Below are 17,994 nucleotides of genomic sequence, written 5' to 3'. Positions count from 1 at the left end.
GTGGCTTCCCAGCATCCGAAGGCCGCGTCCGCACCGCCGGTCGTGGTCGCGGTCACCGGGCCCCCTGGCGCCGGTAAGTCCTCCGCGCTGATCGAGCTCGGCCGCCGATCGGACCGCCTCGCCCGGTTCGGTGTCCGCGATTATGGTTTGTGGCTGGCCTCGCAGGGTGACCCGCTCGGCCTGGCCATGCGGGACACCTTGCTCCGTCAGGAGCTGCTCACCGACGACCTGGTGCGGCAGGAGTTCCTGCATTTCCTCGATCGGTTGCCCGCGACGGCGGAAGTCGTCGCGGTGGAGGGCTACCCTCGGGACGAGCGGCAGTGTGACGACCTGCTGGAGGCGGTCGACGGCTGGGGCACCCGGGTCGCCGGGTACGTGGTCGTCGATGTGCCGGACGAGGTCGTGCGCGCACGTGTGACCCGCAGACGGATCTGCGGTGACTGCGGCGCCCCGACGGACGCCGGAACCGCTTCGCGGTGCCAGGACTGTGGCGGCGCGCTGGTCGTCCGGCGGGACGACCTGCTCGCGACGCTGGAGCGACGACTCGCCGAATACCGCAGGCTGAGCAAGGGACCACGCGAGTACTTCGCGGCGAGGGGGCTGTTGTCCGAGATCGACGGCGCCCAGCCTGCCGAGCGTGTGCTGGGGGAGCTCGCGGACGTGCTCGGCGTCGGCGCGGTGACGGCCCGGCTGTCGCCCTGAAGGGGAAAGGAGACGGCCATCCGGTTTCGGGCGAAACAGATGACCGAAATAATGGTAGCGCGTTACCAAGGGCTCGACAGGTGTGCGGTGGCGCCGTTGCCCGTCGGCGGTTCGTTCGCCGACATCACGCTCCGGCTCCCGGAGCGAGAAGAGCCGTACGAAGTGTTGGCACGGACCGCGTCCGAGGTCGCGCGGCGGCTGGCTCGCCCTGATCACCAGGTCGGCCCCGGCGCCGTGGTCGTCACCGGCTTGTCGGCCCACTTCGACTTCGCCGCGGCGAGGGAGTTCCACGAGCGGCTGTTCCGGTCGGTGTGGACGGAGTTCCGGGATTACGCCGGAATCCCCGGACCGGAGGAGGCCTACCGGATCAAGACGGGGACGATCGCCGACGGCGCCATCCCCGTCGAGCTGTACGGCAGCCAGTGGAGTTTCAAGGACTTGCACGTGGATCGGGAAGTCCTGCTGTTTTCCCATCTTTATGGCCCGGTCACCGGATTCACCGGTGGCGAACTGCTGCTCGTCGACATCCGGCCGTACCTGCGCGGCCGTGGACTGGGCTTCGATGACGCCTTCGCCTGGTCGAACGAGGCGACCGAAGGCAGCAAACCCGTGCTCCGCGAGGCCCACTGCGGGCCCGCGCTGGCAGAGTGTGGCATCGACCTCGGTCCACTGGGGCCGGACGCCGTCGTGTTCGTGAACAACCTGCCCGACGCGGGCATATTGCATGGAGTGCGGCCCGTCGAAGTGACCGACGTCCGCGGCTTCCGTCGTGAATACCACCGTTGCAGCGCGAAAGGAGTGTCGCGATGACAGGGCAGCACGACGGACTCGCGCGGACCCGCCTCGGCGGACTGACTCGTGAGGCGGACCTGCTGCTGGCACTGTCACGGGTGCGCCTGGACGCCGCCGGACAGCGGAGGGTGCACGATTTCCTCGGCGAGCACGGCAGGACGCTCGACTGGGGCCTGTTCATCGAACTCGCCTGTGCACACGCCGTCCTACCGCTGGTGGGCCGCAACCTCGTCAAGCTACGGCTGGCGCATTCCGCGGAAGGGCGGGCGCTCGCGCCCTATCGCTGGATCTACGCGTACGTCTACGAGGGCAACCGACAGCGCAACCTCGCGTTGCGCGACGAGTACGCCAAGGTCCTGCGCGGGTTGAACGGTGCCGGCGTCGACTACGCGGTGCGGAAGGGGCCGGTGCTCGTCGAGGGCGTCTACCCCGATCCCGGTGTCCGGCGCATGGGGGACCTGGATGTGCTGCTGAAACGGGAGAGCCTGGCCGAGTTTGCCGCCGTGGCAGGCGAACTCGGTTACCAGCAAGGACATCTGTCACGCAACGCGGATACGGTCGTGCCCTTCGACCGGCGCACCCAGATGGTGTGGAAGGTCAACCTGACCAACTCCACTCTGCCGTTCCTGAAACCGGCGCAGCATGACGACGTCGAAGCGTTCGTGCTCGATCCGTGTTTCGACCTGTTCCAGCCGCGGTCGGGACGGTCGGCGGAAGCCGCGAAGCTGCTGGCGCGGTCGGTGCCCACGACGCACTTCGGTGAACCGAGCCATATGCTCGACCGGGTGGACCAGATCGTGGACATGTGCGTGCAGCTGCACGTCGAGGCGACCACCTTGATGTACATCGAGCTTGGCAAGGACCTCACCTTGCTCAAATTCCTCGACCTGGTGGAGCTGCTCCGGCTGCTCTCGCCCGCCGAGGTGGCGGTGCTGGCCGAGCGGGTGAGTGATTTCGGCTGCGCGGACAGCGTCCACTACGCCCTCCGGCATGCGGGAATGGTCTACCCCGGCGACGTCGACCCTGAGCTGATCGCGCGGTTCGACACCGGTGACGAGGAGGTTCTCGACCTTTACGGCGCGCTGGACGACAAGCCGCAGCGCTGGGATCGAGACTTCGCCGAGCGCCTGTTCGACACCCGGCGCTGGGCGTCGCTGACCGAGCACAGCACCGTGCCCGGACCGCGCGCGGTCGTCTGATGTGGCCTCACGCGAGCGAGCTGTCCGGCTTGCTCCGCGATCATGTGCGGGCCCGCCGCACTCAGGTCGCCTGGCTGGTCGTGCTGCACTCGCTCCAGTCGGTCGCGTTGCTCTACCTGCCGACGCTCAGCGCCGACATCATCGACAACGGTGTGCTCGCCGGCGACACCGGCCACATCTGGCGAGTCGGCGCGCTGATGATCGGTGTGACCGTGGTGCAGGTGGTGTGCCTCGCGGCGGCGGTGCGGCTCGGCGCGTACACCGCCCTGTCCGTGGGGCGAGACCTGCGTGAGGCGATGTTCGCGCGGGTGCTCGACCTGTCCACGACCGAACTGGCGACCTTGGGCACGCCGTCGTTGATCACCCGTACGGCCAACGACGTCCAGCAGATTCAGACGTTCTTGCTCACCGGCCTGACGGTCTTGGTCGCCGCGCCCGTAATGGGGATCGGCGGCGTGGTGCTCGCCTTGGGCCAGGACGTGCCACTGGCCTTGCTGCTGCTCGTGATGGTCCCCGTGATCGGCTCGCTGATGCTGGTCATCGTCCGGCGGCTCCGCCCGCTGCAGCGGATACTGCAGCGGAGCGCGGACAGCGTGAACGGTGTGCTCCGCGAGCAGGTCGTCGGTGTGCGCGTGATCCGGGCGTTCAACCGCGACGAGTACGAGCGCCGCCGGTTCGCCGACATCAACACGGAGTTGACCGAGGTCGGGATCCGCAGCGGCAGGCTCAGCACACTCATGCTGCCGTTGGCCGCCACCGTGACCACTCTCTTCTGCGTGCCGGTGGTGTGGATCGGGGCCTACCGGGTCGACGCAGGCCAGATGCAGGTCGGCGCCCTCACGGCCTTCCTCGGCTACCTCGCGCAGATCCTGGTCGGGATCATCTCGGCGACCTTCGCGCTGATGGCGTTGCCGCGCGCGGAAGCGTCCGCCGAACGGGTCGCCGAGGTACTGCGCACGAAGACCTCCGTGGTGCCTCCCGCCAAGCCCGTCACCAGGCTGCCTCGTCCCGGTCACCTGGAGCTGCGGGAGGTCGAATACCGGCTGCCCGGCGCGGAGGCGGCGGTGCTGCGGGGCGTCGACCTGGTCGCGCGGCCGGGCGAGACGATCGCGGTGGTCGGCTCCACCGGCAGCGGCAAGAGCACACTGCTCGCGCTGATCGCCCGGCTCGCCGACGTGACCGCAGGCCGGATACTGGTCGGCGGGGTGGACGTCCGGGAACTGGACCGGGCGACGTTGTCCCGTGAGGTGTGCCTGGTTCCCCAGCGAGCGGGACTGTTCGCCGGCACCATCGCGTCCAACCTGCGGTTCTGGCGGCCCGGTGTCCCGGACGACGAGCTGTGGCGGGCGCTGGAGACAGCCCAGGCACGCGAGTTCGTCGAACGCATGGGCAAAGGGCTGAACAGCGCGGTCACCCAGGGCGGCGGCAACCTGTCGGGAGGCCAGCGCCAGCGTCTGGCCATCGCACGGGCTTTGGTGGTCCGCCCGCGGATCTACTTGTTCGACGACTCGTTCGCCGCGCTGGACTACCGCACGGACGGGCGGCTGCGCGCGGCTCTGGCCGCCGAGACGGCGGACGCCGCGGTCGTGCTGGTGTCGCAGCGGGTGGCGACGATTCAGCACGCCCACCGGATCTTAGTGCTCGAGGAAGGGGCTATCGCGGGCGTCGGCACCCACCATGAACTACTCGCCGGCAACGCGGTCTACCGCGAGATCGTCCAGTCCCAGCTCGCCGAAGAGCCGGCGTGACCGGCGTGCGGGCGGGCGACGGCGGCCGTCAGCGGGACCACGGGTTCGCCGCCACGGCGCGACGTCTCCTCCGGCTGGTCCGGGTGCACCGGGCGTTCTCGGCGATGCTCGCGCTCGGCCTGGCGAGCATCACCCTCAACATCATCAGCCCGATCCTGCTCGGCCGGGCCACCGACCTCGTGCTCGCTGGCGTGCTCGGCCGCGCCAATGCGTCAAGCGCGACCAAAGCCGACGTCTTGACGCAGCTGCGTGTCCAGGGCCACGAGACCCTCGCGACCATGGCAGGCGCTGTGGACTTCACTCCCGGGCATGGCATCGACATGGCCGCTCTCATTTCGACACTGCTGACCGCGCTGCTGGTGAGCGCGCTTTCCGGGGTGTGCTGGATGGCACAGGGACGGCAGGCCACCGCGGCGATCCAGCATGCGGGATCGCGGCTTCGCGCCGAGGTCGAGGCCAAGCTGAGCAGGCTCCCGCTCACCAGGTTCGACGCGACCAAGCGTGGCGACCTGCTCAGCCGTGCCGTCAACGACGTCGACAACGTGGTCGTCGCACTGCAGCAGACGATGAGCCAGCTGTCGAACTCGGTGCTGCTGCTGGTCGGCCTGCTCACGATCATGTTCGCCATCACGCCACTGCTTGCGGTGATCGCGGTGCTCGTGGTGCCGGTGGCCGTCGTGGTGACGACCCTGCTGGGTAAACGGGCACAACCCGACTTCGACCGGCTGTGGGCCGCCGTCGGCGACCTCACCGAACATGTCGAGGAGACCTATACCGGCCACGCGCTCGTCACCGCCTACGACCGCCGCGAGCCGGCTCTGGCCGAGTTTCGCGAGCGCAATGAGGCGGTGTTCCGTGCGGGCTACCGCGCCCAGTTCGTCAGCGGACTCAGCCAGCCGTCGATGAACTTCGTGAACAACCTGGGGTACGTGTTCGTCGCCGTGGTGGGGTGCCTGCGGGTCGCGTCCGGTGGCCTGACGATCGGCGAGCTCCAGGCGTTCGTGCAGTATTCGCGCCAGCTGAGCGGACCGCTGACCCAGGTGACCGGACTCGCCGGTGTCGTGCAGTCCGGGATGGCGTCGGCCAGGAGGGTGTTCGAACTGCTCGACGCGGACGAGGAGCCGACCGAGGCGGAGCATGACCGGCTGCCTGGCCGGGTGGCCGGCCTCGTCCGGTTCGAATCGGTCCACTTCGGCTACGACGGCACACCGCTGATCGAGGGCTTGTCGTTGACCGCGCGGCCCGGCCGCACCGTCGCCATCGTCGGGCACACCGGCGCGGGCAAGACCACGCTGGTCAACCTGCTCATGCGGTTCTACGACGTGTCCGGGGGCCGGATCACCGTGGACGGTGTGGACACGGCGACGGTGCCACGGTCGGACGTGCGGGCGAACATCGGCATGGTGCTGCAGGATTCCTGGTTGTTCGCGGGCACGATCGCGGACAACATCGGCTACGGCAGGGCCGACGCCACCCGCGAGGAGATCGAAGCGGCGGCCCAGGCGGCGCACGCCGACCATTTCGTCCGGACGCTGCCGCAGGGCTACGACACCGTTCTCGGCGACGACGGCGCCGGCGTCAGTGCCGGTGAACGGCAGCTGATCACGATCGCCAGGGCGTTCCTGGCCGACCCGCCCATCCTGGTGCTGGACGAAGCGACCAGTTCCGTGGACACCCGGACCGAACTGCTGGTGCGTCGGGGAATAGGGCAGCTGAGCACAGGCAGGACGTGCTTCGTGATCGCACATCGCCTGTCGACCATCCGAGACGCGGACACGATCGTCGTCATGAGCGGCGGAGCGATCGTCGAGAGCGGCACGCACGACGAGCTGCTCTCGGCCGATGGTCCCTACGCGGCGCTGTACCGCGCCCAGTTCGCGCGAACCGGGTCGGACGCGGGCTTGAGTCCAGGCATCGAGGGGGTATGACAGATGGAGAACCTGCCTTTGGGCCGGCTGCCGATGTGGCCGGGAACGACGACGAAGGCCGTCGGTCAGGCGCTGCGGAACCCCAAGGTCCTTTCCGGTGGCGGTGTTTTCGAGCGAGTGAACGAGATCGCCGAGGCCGACCCGGACGCCGTCGCCGTCGTGGACGGCGCGCGGGTGATGACCTACCGGCAGCTGAGCGAGCGAGTGCGCCGGCTGCGGCTCGTGTTGAGGGGCCGAGGATGCCGTCCGGGTGACCTGGTCGGCGTGGCAGGCCCGCGGTCGGCCGAGCTGATCGCGGCGTTCCTCGCCATCGAGTCGCTGGGCGCCGCCTACCTCCCCGTGGATCCCGGCTGGCCCGCCGGGCAACTGGCGGACATGGCGCGAACCGCACGGCCACGATGCGTGCTGGTGATCGGGGACTCGCCTCCGCCACCCACGCCGGTGGTGCGGCCGCCCGCGGCGGACGCGCCGATGTCGCCGGCGGAGCCTGCCCGTCGCGCACCGGCCGACGAACCGCGCTACGTCATCCACACCTCGGGCAGCACCGGCAGGCCGAAGGGCGTCGTGGTCGCGCAATCCGGGCTGCTGAACCATCTGTGGTCGATGGTTCACGAGCTGGAGCTCGGACCGTCGGACTCGGTCGCGTTCACCGCGGCACCGAGCTACGTCATCTCGATCTGGCAGATGCTCGCGGCGTTGCTCGTCGGTGGCCGGGTCGTGGTGATTCCGGAGGGCGACGCGGTGTTCGGCCGGAGGCTGGTCACCGCGCTGTCCCGCGGCGGGGTGACGGTCGCGGAGCTCGTTCCCACCGCGATCGGCTGGCTGGCCGAAGAACATCGGCGGCGACCGGAGACGGCACAGCTGCCTTCGCTGCGCTGCCTCGTGTCCACCGGGGAGAAGCTTTCCCCCGGACTCGCCGCGCGGGTGCTGCGCGACCGTCGCGGCATCAGACTCGTCAACGCCTACGGCGCGACGGAATGCGCCGATGACGTGACGCTGCACCGGGTCACGCCTGCCGACTGTGCCGCGGAGCGGCTGCCCATTGGCGTACCACTGCCCAATGTCGCCCTGTACCTGCTGGTGCTGGAGGACGGTGCGTGGCGCGCGGCCGAGCCCGGTGAGCCCGGTGAACTGTGGGTCGGTGGTGCCGGTGTGGCGTGCGGCTACCACGGCGAGCCCGAGCTGACCCGGGGCGCGTTCTTCGTGGACGAGTTCGATCCGGACTCGCCGACCGGGCGGCTCTACCGGACCGGCGACTTCGCCGTCTTCTCCGAAAACCGGGTGTACTGCCTCGGCCGGGCCGACCGGCAGGTCAAGGTCGCCGGTGTCCGCATCGAGCTGGACGAGGTCGAGGCCGCCGTCGCCGCGGTGCCGGGGGTGGCAGGCTGCGCGGTCGTTGTCCAGGGCGAGGACGGCGACGTCCACCTGCATGCCTATTACGGGGCTGAGCCGTCCGTCCCGCCCGAGCGCGTCCGCGGCGCAGTCGAACTCAGGCTGCCGAAGGCAATGGTGCCAAGGCACTGGACCAGGTTGGACAGTCTGCCGCTGAACAGCAGTGGCAAGGTCGACTACCGCGGTGTCGGCGGCAGGACAGGCGCCATCGATCAGCGGGAGACGGTGTGACCACTGCGGCACCTGACAAGCCGGTGTACGTTTTCGGCCTCGCCCACGAGCTGGGTGTGAGCGCGCCGCTCGAGGAGATCGACGATCCGGAGGTCCGCGAGCAGCTGGGCACCCTGCGCACCCAGGGGTTACGCGACTGCCGGGTGGCTCAGGAAACAGTGGTCGAGCTCGCGGCGCGCAGCGCGCGGCGGACACTCGCCGCCGTCCAGCCGGATACGGTCGACGCGGTCGTGTTCAGCACCGATACCTCACCCGAACTCACCCCCACCGCGGAGATCTGGGATTTCCTCGAAGCTGTCGGCTTGCCACGCACGCCGGCCACCTTCGTCAGTGGTTCGGGCTGCGGGAACCTGGGGCCTGCCTTGGCGGTGGCACGCGGGATGGTGCTGACCGGCGACAAGCCGACGGTGCTGATGGTGACCGCCGACCGGGTGCGGTCGCGAACCAGATATTTGACTAACGGGCAGACTGTGCTCAGTGACGGTGCGGCGAGCTGCGTGGTCAGCTCGACGCTGTCCGGCCCGGGGTACGAGCTGCGTACGATGGCCGACACCTGCCGGGCCGACATCGGCACGGTGGCGGACAAACCGATCCTGGTCGCTCGTGCGACGACGCTCGGCATCCGAGCCGTCGTCCGCACCGTGACCGAGCGGCTTTCGCTTACCACAGCGGACTTTCGCCACGTGCTCACCGGAAACTACGGGCGTTCGACTCTCGAGTTCATCGCGTCGTCGGCGCGGGTGCCGGTGGACAGAGTGGCGAGCCCCTTGGGAGCCGGCACCGGGCACTGCTTCTCGGCGGACGCGCTCCTGACCCTGGAGCATCTCGTGGACAGGGGACACCTCGATGATGACGATCAGACGCTGGTGCTCACGATGAGTCCGCGTTCATGGTCCGCCATAGTCCTGCGACGTATCGAGGCCGGCAGAACCGGAAACTGAACTCGCGCTGATCACAGCCAGCCCCGTTCGACCGCGCGGCAGCCTGCCTCGAACCGGCTCTTCGCGCCGAGCCGGTCCATCAGGTCGGCCGCCATGCGGCGCACGGTGCGCAGCGAGATACCCAGCCGCCTGGCCGACATCTCGTCGGTCAGGCCCTGCCCGAGCAGTTTGAGCAGTTCGCGCTCCTGGCCGGTCAGCCCCGCGTCGTCGCGGGCTGGCTCCTCGCCGAGTGGCGATGCCGCCGCCCATACCTGATCGAAGAACGCGGTCAGCGTGACGATGATGCCCTGGCTGGTCAGCTGCAGCGCGCCTTCCCTGCTGTCGTCAGGGTTCACCGGCAGCAACGCTATTTCGGAATCCACGAGCAGCATCCGGACCGGCAGCGTCGGGGTCGTGCGGAACTCGCCGCCCCGCTCGGCGAGCCAGCGCGCGTAATTCCTGGTCATCGTGTCGTTGCGGACGCTGTCCAGGTACACCGTGCGAATCGCGACTCCACGCCGTAAAGCGGCTTCGTTCAACGGTTTCCCGGCTTCGATGCTCGAGGCCGACTGCGCGCCGCCTGGCATGAACGACAGGCACTCACGCCTGGCGCGCCCGGCGAGCACCTCGATGCGGTCCTGGATCTCGTCGATGCCGACCAGCTGATCGACCTCGACGCGCCCGCCGGAGGTCTGCAGGTCCGCGAGCATGCCGGTGATCGCGGCCTGGCTTTCGGCCAGCTCCTGCTGGCTGCGCTGCAGTTGTGCCTGCCGCTGCTGCAAAAGCGACACCAGGCCGAATTCCGGATCGACCGGACGGACGATGCCGGGGTCGTCGAGAGACTGGCGTACCAAGGCGAGATCGGCCAGCTGGTCCAGTGCGGTGTGGACCTCGGTCTCGGACACGCCGAGATGGCGCGCCAGCTGCGCGACACCCCACCCGCGATGGGTGATCATCGCGCGGTAGACCGATTCCGCCGCGGCATCCAAGCCCAGCGGTTTGAGCATGTACCACCCCCAGTGGCATCGGGCCGCTGTCGAACCCGCGTCCAGCATGCTACACGCGGAGTTGATCAGTGCCCAGGTCGTGGACAGGCGGTTCCGCTCAGCGGGAGCGTGGCGGGGCTGGCAGGAAGGTGCACCGGCGTTTGGTGCCACCGCGAAACCCTTCCGGACCCTCGTGGGCTCCGGCATCGTTATCCGCATCGGAAACGCGAAAAAACGATTCCTGGGGGCTAAAAATGCTTATTCCCGAATTCGGTGGATTCGACTGGGACGCCAAGATCCGCAAGAGCGACCGCCGTGTACATGGCTAGCGTCGCACTCGCGGCCACCGGTGGCGCCCGCCACCACGACATGACGGCCGACGTGGTGGTCGACCTGCTCTGGGCGCTGGCCGAGCCGGATTCCGGGCTCGAACACGTCCGCGCGGCCACCAGTCCCGGCCGGGTCGACGTCATTCTTTTCAGTATCGCCGAAAACGCGCTTTCAGCCGCCGAGGCAGGTGCCCGGCTCTGCGAGCTCGCCACCACGACCGCGCCCCAGTTCGAGGGCTGGCGGATCGTGCACGACTGAATGGGGAACGCAATGAACGTCACTATCGGAGCAGCCGTTTTCGGTTCCGGCGCAGCGCCGGTCATCTCCGGCCCGTGCTCGGTCGAGCCGGACTACGTGCGCCACGCCCAGGCCGCCGCCGACGCGGGCGCCGACGTGCTGCGCGGCTGCGTGTTCAAGCCGCGATCCGGCCCTGACCGGTTCCAGGGCATGGGTCTTGAAGCCATCCCGCTGCTCGACGAAGCCAGGGCCCGCACCGGACTGCCGATCCTGTCGGAGCCACTCGACTCCGCCGACGTCGAAGCGCTGATCGGGCACGTCGACGCCTTCCTCATCGGCGCCAGGTCGATGCGCAACGCCCGCCTGCTGCAGGCGGTCGGCGCCGCCGGGCTGCCGGTCGTGCTGAAGCGCTCGTTCGCGGCCACCTACGACGAGTGGCTCGGCTCCGCCGACTACATCCGCGCCGAGGGCAACCCGAACGTCATCCTGTGCGAGCGGGGCATCCGGACCTTCATCACCGAGACCAGGAACACGCTCGACATCGCGGCCGTTCCGGTGCTGCGCACCAAGACCGAGCTGCCGGTGATCATCGACCCGAGCCACGCGGCCGGTCGCCGCGACTGGGTGCTGCCACTGGCGCTCGCCGGTGTCGCGGTCGGCGCGGACGGCCTGGTGGTGGAGAGCCACCCGGTTCCGGACGAGTCGTGGACCGACTGCGACCAGGCCATCGACAGCGCGGCGTTGCGGCACCTGATCGAGACCGTGAAGGCCATGCGCGTCGTCAGCCCGCTGACTCCGGCGCCAGTGGAAGTTGTTGTGTGACATGACATCCAGCACGACACGCGCGACGGTCCTGTCCGCGCACCTCGACGACGCCGTCCTGTCCGCGTCGGCGCAGCTGCTGCGGCCTGGCGCCAGGGTGGTCACCCTCTTCGCCGGTCCGCCGCCGCCGAGCATCGGCCGGACCAGGTGGGATCGCATCACCAGGGCGACCACCTCGGCCCGCCGTCACGCCGAGCGCGTCGCCGAAGACGAACTCGCGGTCGCCGAACTCGGCTGCACCGCACACCGGCTCGCCGAGCCGGAGAACCAATACCGGACCGAGCCGCCCGATCAGGCCCGGCTGACGAAGGCGTTGAGGCCCTTTCTGGCCGAGACGGCGGAATTGTGGTTCCCGGCGGGGATCGGCGGCCACCCCGACCACGTCGCACTGCGCGACGCGGCGAGTGCCGCGGTGGCGGGCGACGGCCGCGGCCCGGCGGTCTTCGTCTACGCCGATCTGCCTTACGCGCTTCGGTTCGGCTGGCCGTCCCGGGTCGACGGCGGCCCGAAACCGGACTTCCTCGACGCCGGCTTCTGGCTCGACGAAGAACTCGCCGCCTGCGGGTTCGACCGCGCCAGGCTCAAGGAGCAGGTCGTCGAGCTGACCGGGGAAGCCCGGCGGGCCAAGGAGCGCGCGGTCCGCTGCTATCGCTCGCAGCTGCCCGCGCTGCGGCTCACTCCCGACGACGCGCCCGGTTGGGACTCGTTCTTCCGCTATGAACTCTTCTGGGAGCTGGTGCCCGATGGAAGCTGAGCTCGCGATCGACGCGGCGGGTGTCTCGAAGTCGTTCGAGGTCACGGTGCGGGGGAGCGGGATGCGGGCGGCGGTCCGCTCGCTCATCCGGCCGGTGCGGGAAACCAAGCAGGTGGTGGACGACGTCTCGCTGACCGTGCGCAAGGGCGAGTTCCTCGCGCTGCTGGGGCCGAACGGCGCGGGGAAGTCGACCTTGATCAAGATGCTGACCGGCGTGCTGGTGCCGACCAGCGGCGAGATCCGGGTCAACGGCCGCGTGCCGCACACCGACCGGCTGGCCAACGCCCGGGACATCGGCGCCGTCTTCGGCCAGCGCACCCAGCTGTGGTGGGATCTGCCCGCGGTCGAATCGCTGAACATCCTCCGTGACATCTACGGCATTCCGCGGGCTGAGCACGCCGACCGGATGGCGCTGTTCAGCGAATTGCTCGGGCTCGCCGGATTCTGGCGGACGCCAGTGCGGCACCTGTCGCTCGGCCAGCGTGTCCGGTGCGACCTGGCCGCGGCGTTGCTGCACGACCCGCCGGTGCTCTTCCTCGACGAGCCGACCATCGGGATGGACCTGGTGGTCAAGGAGCAGGTGCGTGAGTTCCTCCGCCACCAGGTGGCCGACCGCGGCCGCACGGTGCTGCTGACCACGCACGACATGACCGAGGTCGCGCAGCTGTGCGATCGGCTCGTGCTGATCAACGGCGGCAAGGTGGCCTACGACGGGACGCTGGGCGCGCTTCGTGCCGCTCACCACGACGAAGACGCCGATGTCGAGGCTCTCGTCCGGCATCTGTACCTGGTCGCATGAGCGTCCAGTGGTCGCTGGCGCGGGTGCCGGTGCTGACCGAGCTGACGCACCGGAGCCGGTTGGCGTCGGCGGCGGCGATGGGCGTGCTGCAGGTGGTGCTCGGCTATTTCCTGTGGCACGCCTTGTACGCGGGCACGACCGTCGCCGCCGGGATGAACGTCGACCAGGCCGTCACCTACGCGACGATGGCCGTGCTGGTGACCCGGATCCGCTGGGCGTCGCGCATCTTCTCGCGTGATGCGCTGTGGTCGCTGGTCAACGACGGCCGGATCGCGTACTGGTTCCTGCGGCCGGTGAGCGCGCGGCGCTATCACCTCCTCAAGTCGACGGGCGAGGCGCTCTACTGGGGAGGCTGGTCGCTGGCCGGCTACCTGGTGGCGCTCGCGACCGGGTTGATCCAGCCGCCGCCGGACCCGGCGGTCGCGCTGGCCAGCGTGGTGAGCCTGCTGCTGGGACAGGTGGTCGAGTACCACTTGCTGCTGGCCGTCGACCTGCTGTGCTTCTGGATGACGACGAACAACAACGCCAGGCGCGTCTACCACTTCATCGCCGACTTCCTCTCCGGCGCGTTCGTCCCGCTCTGGTACCTGCCGGACGCGGTGGTGACGTTCGCCGGGCTGCTTCCCTTCCAGAGCACGCTGAACGTCCCGTTGTCCCTCTACACAGGACGGATCCCGCCCGCCGACGCGCCGGGACAGCTGATGCTCCAGGCCGGCTGGTGCGTCCTGCTCGCGGGCCTCACGCGGGTGATGTGGGCGCGGGTCGAGCGTCGCGTCGAGACACAGGGCGGGTGAGGACCATGAGTGTGCTGCGCAGCGCGGTCCGGCTGACCGCGCTCAACGTCCGTGCCCGCATGGAGTATCGCGGCGAGTTCGCGCTCTCCTTGGTGCACGGTGTGTTGTGGCAGTCTTCGCTGCTGCTGTTCCTGACCGTGCTGGTCACCCGGTTCCCCGGGCTGGGCGGGTGGACCGGCGGGCAGGTCTTCTTCATCGCGGGCCTGCGACTGGTCGGCCACGCGGTGTACGTGATCTTCTTCGACACGGTCGCCGACCTGCCCCGGCTTGTCCAAGAAGGACGGATCGAGGGCTATCTACTGCGGCCGCTTCCCTTGCTGACGCAGGTGTTGCTCAGCTCGGCACGGGTGACCGCGCTCGGCGACCTGGCCGTCGGGCTGACCGTGCTCGGGATCGGCATCGGCATCGCCGACACCTCGTGGCCCTGGTGGAAGCTCGCGTTCCTGGTCGCCGCCGTGGCGGGCGCCGCGCTGCTCGAAGGCGCGGTACAGCTGGCGATCTCGACGCTGGCCTTCCGGCAGGTCGACACCGGCACGCCCGCGATGTGGGCTGACGAGCTGATGGCGTCGTTCGGGAACTACCCGATCACGATCTTCCCGATGCCGCTCAAGCTCATGCTCACCACCGTTCTTCCGGCGGCCTACACCGCTTTCCTGCCCGCGTCCGTCCTTTTGGGACAGACGCAGGGCGGGGTACTCGGCGCGCTCGCGATCGCCTCACCGGCGGCCGGTGTGCTCGCATTCCTCGCCGCGCGAAGGCTTTGGTACGCCGGCGCGGCCCGATACGAAGGAGTCGGCGGATGACAGTCCAGCTGAGCGTCGCGATCATGCACCATCCGAGCCGGGCGGACCGGATCGGCGAACTGGTCCGCTCGTGTGCGCCCTTGGCCGCGCGGGTGGTGACCGATCCCGACCCGGGCGGCCCGCCGAGCCCGCTGCGCACGGCCAAGAAGGCGTGGGCCGCGATCGAGCCTGGCGCGACCCATCACCTGGTGCTGCAGGACGACATCCACCTGATGCCGGGCTTCGGTCACCAGCTGCCGCAGGCCGTCGCGGCCCAGCCGTCGGCCGCGCTCACGCTCTACGTGAACTGGCACAGCACGCCGAACTCGTACTTCGTCCGCCGAGCCGTCGAGTCCGGGTCGGCGTGGGCGCCGCTGTTCCCCGGCTTCGTGCCCACACTGGGTTTGGTGCTGCCGGTCGACGAGGCCCGCGCGCTCGCCGGGTATCTCGAGACCGTCCCGGACGACGTCCGCCACGACGACCGCGCCATCGCGACCTTCGTCGCCGACCGCGCGATCCCGGTCCTCGCCGCCGTGCCGCACCTGCTCGAACACGGCACGCTCAGCAGCGTCGCGGGCAACGAGCTCGACGGTGAGCGTCACGCGGCGGTCTTCACCGACACCTCGCTGCCTTCCGGCTACTGGGAAACGTCCTCATCGGTACTGGGCGAACTCGCCGACCGCGCGGCCCACCGCCGGTCCGGTGACTTCGCGGTCGAGTTCCACAACTCGGAGACCAGGCTGCGCTTCGCGAGGCCGGGCGCCGGTGAGCACATCTGGCACCCGTTCGGCTGGTATTGGCACGACTGGTGCGATCTGGTCGGCGTCGACCGGGACGACATTGCCGGTACCTGCCCGCTGCCCACCCGGCTCGGCATGGAGATCTGGGCGGCGGGCTACCTGCTCGGCGCGGACACCGCGAACCCGAGGGCTGAGCGGGGAGTGTTGCGCGCGGACCTGCTCAAGGTCGCGTTCGAGTCCTGGCTCAAGTGCGGCCTCCTACCCGAAGACCAAGCAAGCCTCACCCGGCTCTCGGCGCGGCACTTGGCCAATTTGGGCGTCGCCGCCGTCGCACAAGGAAACGTTGCCCGCGAACGGAACGGGATCCTGTCATGAACCAGCACATCGTGACCCGCATGGCCCGCCGCGAGGCCGCCGCCCATCTCCTGGTCGCCTCGACCGCGTTGTCGGTTCGCATCAACCTGTTCGCCCGCACCTGCCCGTGGTGCGGCGCCGGCCAAGCCGACGCACTCGCCCGTGCGTCGGCGTTGCCGATCCGGGGCTGGAAACCGGGCTACGATTGGGCTCCCGAGTCGCACGGCCACCCGACGCTGGAGATCCTGGGCTGCGAAGCGCTGACGGCCCGCTCCCTGCTCCCGCTGGGCGCCGCCGCGCACCACTTCCCGGAACTGCGGAACGGCCGCTTCCGCAGTCGCGCGGTGACCTGGCTCGAGCTCGGATCGATCTCGGCGGTGGACGCGGCCGAGCGCTGGATCGACTATCTCCTGGTGGCGTCAGGCACCGCGAACACTCTGCCGCCGACCTGCGAGACCGAGACGCTCACGCTGCCCGCCGCTTCTCGCTCCTTTGCGCCGGGCGTCGCGCACGAGGATTCCCTGGCACCGCACTTCCTCACACCGCACCACGATGCGTCGGCCGAGCTCAACCAGCTCTACCTGGACACCCGGGCCGACGCCGTCCGGCGGCTCGGGGGTTTCGCCGTCCAGGACTCCTATTGAGGGGAAAGCCAAACATGGCGTGTCGCGGAGCAGCTGGGTGAGGGCCTCCCTCACTCAATCGGGGCTACGCGGGTAGTCGGGCGAGCCTGCCGAGTGGGGAGTCGTGAGTGTTCCGGCCGGTTAGAACCGGCCGGAACACTCACGACCCCCGTGTCCAAGCCGAGCCCACGATCACGCCACCTTTGCGCTTCCCCTCAATAAGCGAGAGGCGCCGTCGGGGGCGATTCGCCCATTACGGTCACTCGCCGCGAGCGAAAAGCCCATCCATCCCCCGCAGGGGTGGTTTTCCTGAAATTCTCCGGCCCCAGCGCCTCACGATCACGGTGCGGTTACTCGAAACCGCAGCGCCCGGTGCCGTTTACGCAGGTGGGGTGGCAGGTGGCGGGGGCGGCAAGGGCAGGTCCGGGTCGATTTCGATCCCGGCCGCGCGCAGTGAGTCGTTGAGGATGTGCCAGACCCACCGGGTCAGCATGTCGGTCAACTGGGGCCGGTCGATGCCCTGCGGGCTGTTCAGCCACTGGGTGACGCTGGAGTCGACGAGCCCGACGACGCCGAAGGAGAGGACGTCGGCGATGCGCGCGTCGAGTTCGAAGGCGTTGAGATAGAACTCGAAGACCTGCGTGAGCTGGCGCGCGATGATCGTCTTGACGTCGACGATGGCGTCCTGACCGGCGGATCTGCCGATCTGGGAGTGCCGCATGAGGTAGCGGTAGAGCTCGCCGTTGGCGGCCACCCAGCCGGTGTGCGCGTCGACAGCCACGAAGATCATCTGCAGTGCGCTGCCCTGCGGCTCCCACACCGGCCGCAGCGCGGCGGTGATGGCCTGGGTCGCGCGGTCCGCGATCGCCCGCTGCAGGTCGGTCGCGTCGTCGAAATGCCGGTATATCTGGGCTCGCGCCACCCCGGCGGCCTCGGCGATGCGCTCGGTCGTGACGTCAGGCCCATGCTCGGCGATCGCGCGCAAAGCGGCCTCGACGAACTCGTGGCGCCTGCGCTCACGCTGTCCCGTCCACCGGGTGACGCGGCCGTCGGAACCCGGGCGACCCGAAGACGATCCCACTTCGCCGACCCTATCGGGATCATGAACCGGCCGTGGGCCGGGCGATTAGTGTTACAGCGCTGTCTTTGTTACTTTGGGCCGCCAGTAATCACAGAGCGTGTCGAGGCCGCGAACGGGGGAACCCTCGTTCGCGTGCCGCCGTGACGCTCGACCCGGGGGGAGCGGAGACACGATGCGGGATGCAGCGGACGAGGCCGACACGTCCGACGCGCGGCTGATCGACAGGTTCCGCCACGGTGACACGCAGGCGGCCGAGCTGCTCTTCCGGCGCCATGCCGCGCTCCTGCGCCGGGTCGCCGCACGCTGGGTGCGACGGCCCGCCGAGCGCGACGACCTGGTGGCCGAGGCGTTCACCTGCGTGTTCGCCGTGCTGCGGGCCGGCGGCGGCACCCCGGAGAACCTGTGTGCCTACCTCGTGCTCACGATGCGCGCCCTGCACACCCGATGGACGCGGCACCACGAGCCCGAGGAGACCGACGCGCTGATGCTGCGCCACACCACCGACGAGGTCGTCGCCTCGGCGCTGCGCAGCCTGCCGCCCCGCTGGCGGACCCTGCTGCGCAGCACCGTCGCCGACGGCCACACGGCGACCGAATTGGCGCCGGTGCTCGGCGTGTCGCGCACCGAGATCTCCGCCATGACCTTCCGCGCTCGCGAGGCACTGCGGCTGGCCTATCTCCACCGCCAGCCGCGGCGCCTTCCCACGCCGAGGGAAGAGCCCAGCCCCGACGCCACACATGGGCCCGCCCGGCCGGACTCCCCGGGCACGACCTGACAGGA

Annotated in this window: 18 protein-coding genes; 16 read left to right on the top strand and 2 right to left on the bottom strand. The window is 69.5% G+C overall.

Features of this window, described 5'->3' with window-relative positions; genetic code table 11:
- The 7 genes from BLV57_RS39415 (at position 1) to BLV57_RS39385 (ending at position 8,933) form a co-directional block, all read left to right on the top strand.
- Entirely contained in the window at positions 1–702 is a 702-nt protein-coding gene (locus BLV57_RS39415) for a nucleoside monophosphate kinase (RefSeq protein ID WP_176969012.1), read from the top strand.
- 87 nt (positions 703–789) lie between these two features.
- A complete protein-coding gene (locus BLV57_RS39410; protein WP_091298950.1) occupies positions 790–1,512 on the top strand; it encodes a hypothetical protein in 723 nt (240 codons plus the stop codon).
- Positions 1,509–2,693, top strand: coding sequence for a nucleotidyltransferase family protein (locus BLV57_RS39405; protein ID WP_091298947.1), 1,185 nt, complete (start codon positions 1,509–1,511; stop codon positions 2,691–2,693). Before BLV57_RS39410 ends, BLV57_RS39405 begins: the two co-directional genes overlap by 4 nt.
- Positions 2,693–4,441, top strand: a complete 1,749-nt coding sequence (locus BLV57_RS39400) for an ABC transporter ATP-binding protein (protein ID WP_091298944.1) — start codon at positions 2,693–2,695, stop codon at positions 4,439–4,441. The genes BLV57_RS39405 and BLV57_RS39400 overlap by 1 nt, the downstream gene beginning before the upstream one ends.
- Positions 4,438–6,369 carry an ABC transporter ATP-binding protein gene (locus BLV57_RS39395; RefSeq protein WP_245757707.1) on the top strand — a complete coding sequence of 644 codons (1,932 nt, stop codon included), beginning with the start codon at positions 4,438–4,440 and terminating at the stop codon, positions 6,367–6,369. The genes BLV57_RS39400 and BLV57_RS39395 overlap by 4 nt, the downstream gene beginning before the upstream one ends.
- Positions 6,370–6,372: 3 nt before the next feature.
- Positions 6,373–7,992, top strand: a complete 1,620-nt coding sequence (locus BLV57_RS39390) for an amino acid adenylation domain-containing protein (protein WP_091298941.1) — start codon at positions 6,373–6,375, stop codon at positions 7,990–7,992.
- Positions 7,989–8,933, top strand: a complete 945-nt coding sequence (locus BLV57_RS39385; RefSeq protein WP_091298937.1) for a 3-oxoacyl-[acyl-carrier-protein] synthase III C-terminal domain-containing protein — start codon at positions 7,989–7,991, stop codon at positions 8,931–8,933. The genes BLV57_RS39390 and BLV57_RS39385 overlap by 4 nt, the downstream gene beginning before the upstream one ends.
- 11 nt (positions 8,934–8,944) lie before the next feature.
- On the opposite strand, the gene BLV57_RS39380 is transcribed toward BLV57_RS39385, so the two are convergent.
- Positions 8,945–9,919 (bottom strand): LuxR C-terminal-related transcriptional regulator, encoded by a 975-nt coding sequence (locus tag BLV57_RS39380; RefSeq protein WP_091298934.1) that lies wholly within the window; start codon positions 9,917–9,919, stop codon positions 8,945–8,947.
- Between the two features lie 300 nt (positions 9,920–10,219).
- Between BLV57_RS39380 and BLV57_RS39375 the strand changes: the two genes are divergently transcribed.
- The 8 genes from BLV57_RS39375 to BLV57_RS39340 are packed head-to-tail and all read left to right on the top strand — an operon-like array spanning position 10,220 to position 16,154.
- Entirely contained in the window at positions 10,220–10,486 is a 267-nt protein-coding gene (locus BLV57_RS39375; RefSeq protein WP_091298931.1) for a hypothetical protein, read from the top strand.
- Between the two features lie 12 nt (positions 10,487–10,498).
- A complete protein-coding gene (gene aroF / locus BLV57_RS39370; RefSeq protein ID WP_176969011.1) occupies positions 10,499–11,287 on the top strand; it encodes a 3-deoxy-7-phosphoheptulonate synthase in 789 nt (262 codons plus the stop codon).
- Position 11,288: 1 nt separating this feature from the next.
- Positions 11,289–12,041 carry a PIG-L deacetylase family protein gene (locus BLV57_RS39365; protein ID WP_091298925.1) on the top strand — a complete coding sequence of 251 codons (753 nt, stop codon included), beginning with the start codon at positions 11,289–11,291 and terminating at the stop codon, positions 12,039–12,041.
- Positions 12,031–12,840, top strand: a complete 810-nt coding sequence (locus BLV57_RS39360; RefSeq protein ID WP_091298922.1) for an ABC transporter ATP-binding protein — start codon at positions 12,031–12,033, stop codon at positions 12,838–12,840. Before BLV57_RS39365 ends, BLV57_RS39360 begins: the two co-directional genes overlap by 11 nt.
- A complete protein-coding gene (locus BLV57_RS39355; RefSeq protein WP_091298919.1) occupies positions 12,837–13,634 on the top strand; it encodes an ABC transporter permease in 798 nt (265 codons plus the stop codon). Before BLV57_RS39360 ends, BLV57_RS39355 begins: the two co-directional genes overlap by 4 nt.
- 5 nt (positions 13,635–13,639) lie before the next feature.
- On the top strand, positions 13,640–14,437 hold the full coding sequence (locus tag BLV57_RS39350; RefSeq protein ID WP_091298916.1) for an ABC transporter permease: 798 nt from the start codon (positions 13,640–13,642) through the stop codon (positions 14,435–14,437).
- Positions 14,434–15,531, top strand: a complete 1,098-nt coding sequence (locus BLV57_RS39345) for a hypothetical protein (protein WP_091298913.1) — start codon at positions 14,434–14,436, stop codon at positions 15,529–15,531. The genes BLV57_RS39350 and BLV57_RS39345 overlap by 4 nt, the downstream gene beginning before the upstream one ends.
- Positions 15,528–16,154, top strand: a complete 627-nt coding sequence (locus tag BLV57_RS39340) for a hypothetical protein (protein WP_091298909.1) — start codon at positions 15,528–15,530, stop codon at positions 16,152–16,154. Before BLV57_RS39345 ends, BLV57_RS39340 begins: the two co-directional genes overlap by 4 nt.
- Before the next feature lie 358 nt (positions 16,155–16,512).
- Here the strand turns inward: BLV57_RS39340 and BLV57_RS39335 are convergent, their stop codons facing one another.
- Positions 16,513–17,214: a TetR/AcrR family transcriptional regulator gene (locus tag BLV57_RS39335; RefSeq protein ID WP_091298906.1), complete on the bottom strand. Its 702-nt coding sequence runs from the start codon at positions 17,212–17,214 to the stop codon at positions 16,513–16,515.
- A gap of 172 nt (positions 17,215–17,386) precedes the next feature.
- On the opposite strand from BLV57_RS39335, the gene BLV57_RS39330 reads away from it, so the two are divergent.
- A complete protein-coding gene (locus tag BLV57_RS39330; RefSeq protein ID WP_091298903.1) occupies positions 17,387–17,989 on the top strand; it encodes an RNA polymerase sigma factor in 603 nt (200 codons plus the stop codon).
- Positions 17,990–17,994: the final 5 nt, after the last annotated feature.

The organism is Amycolatopsis xylanica (assembly GCF_900107045.1).
Classification (GTDB): Bacteria; Actinomycetota; Actinomycetes; order Mycobacteriales; family Pseudonocardiaceae; genus Amycolatopsis; species Amycolatopsis xylanica.
Note: the sequence above shows the minus strand (reverse complement) of the source record. Positions and strands in the feature narration are given on the sequence as shown.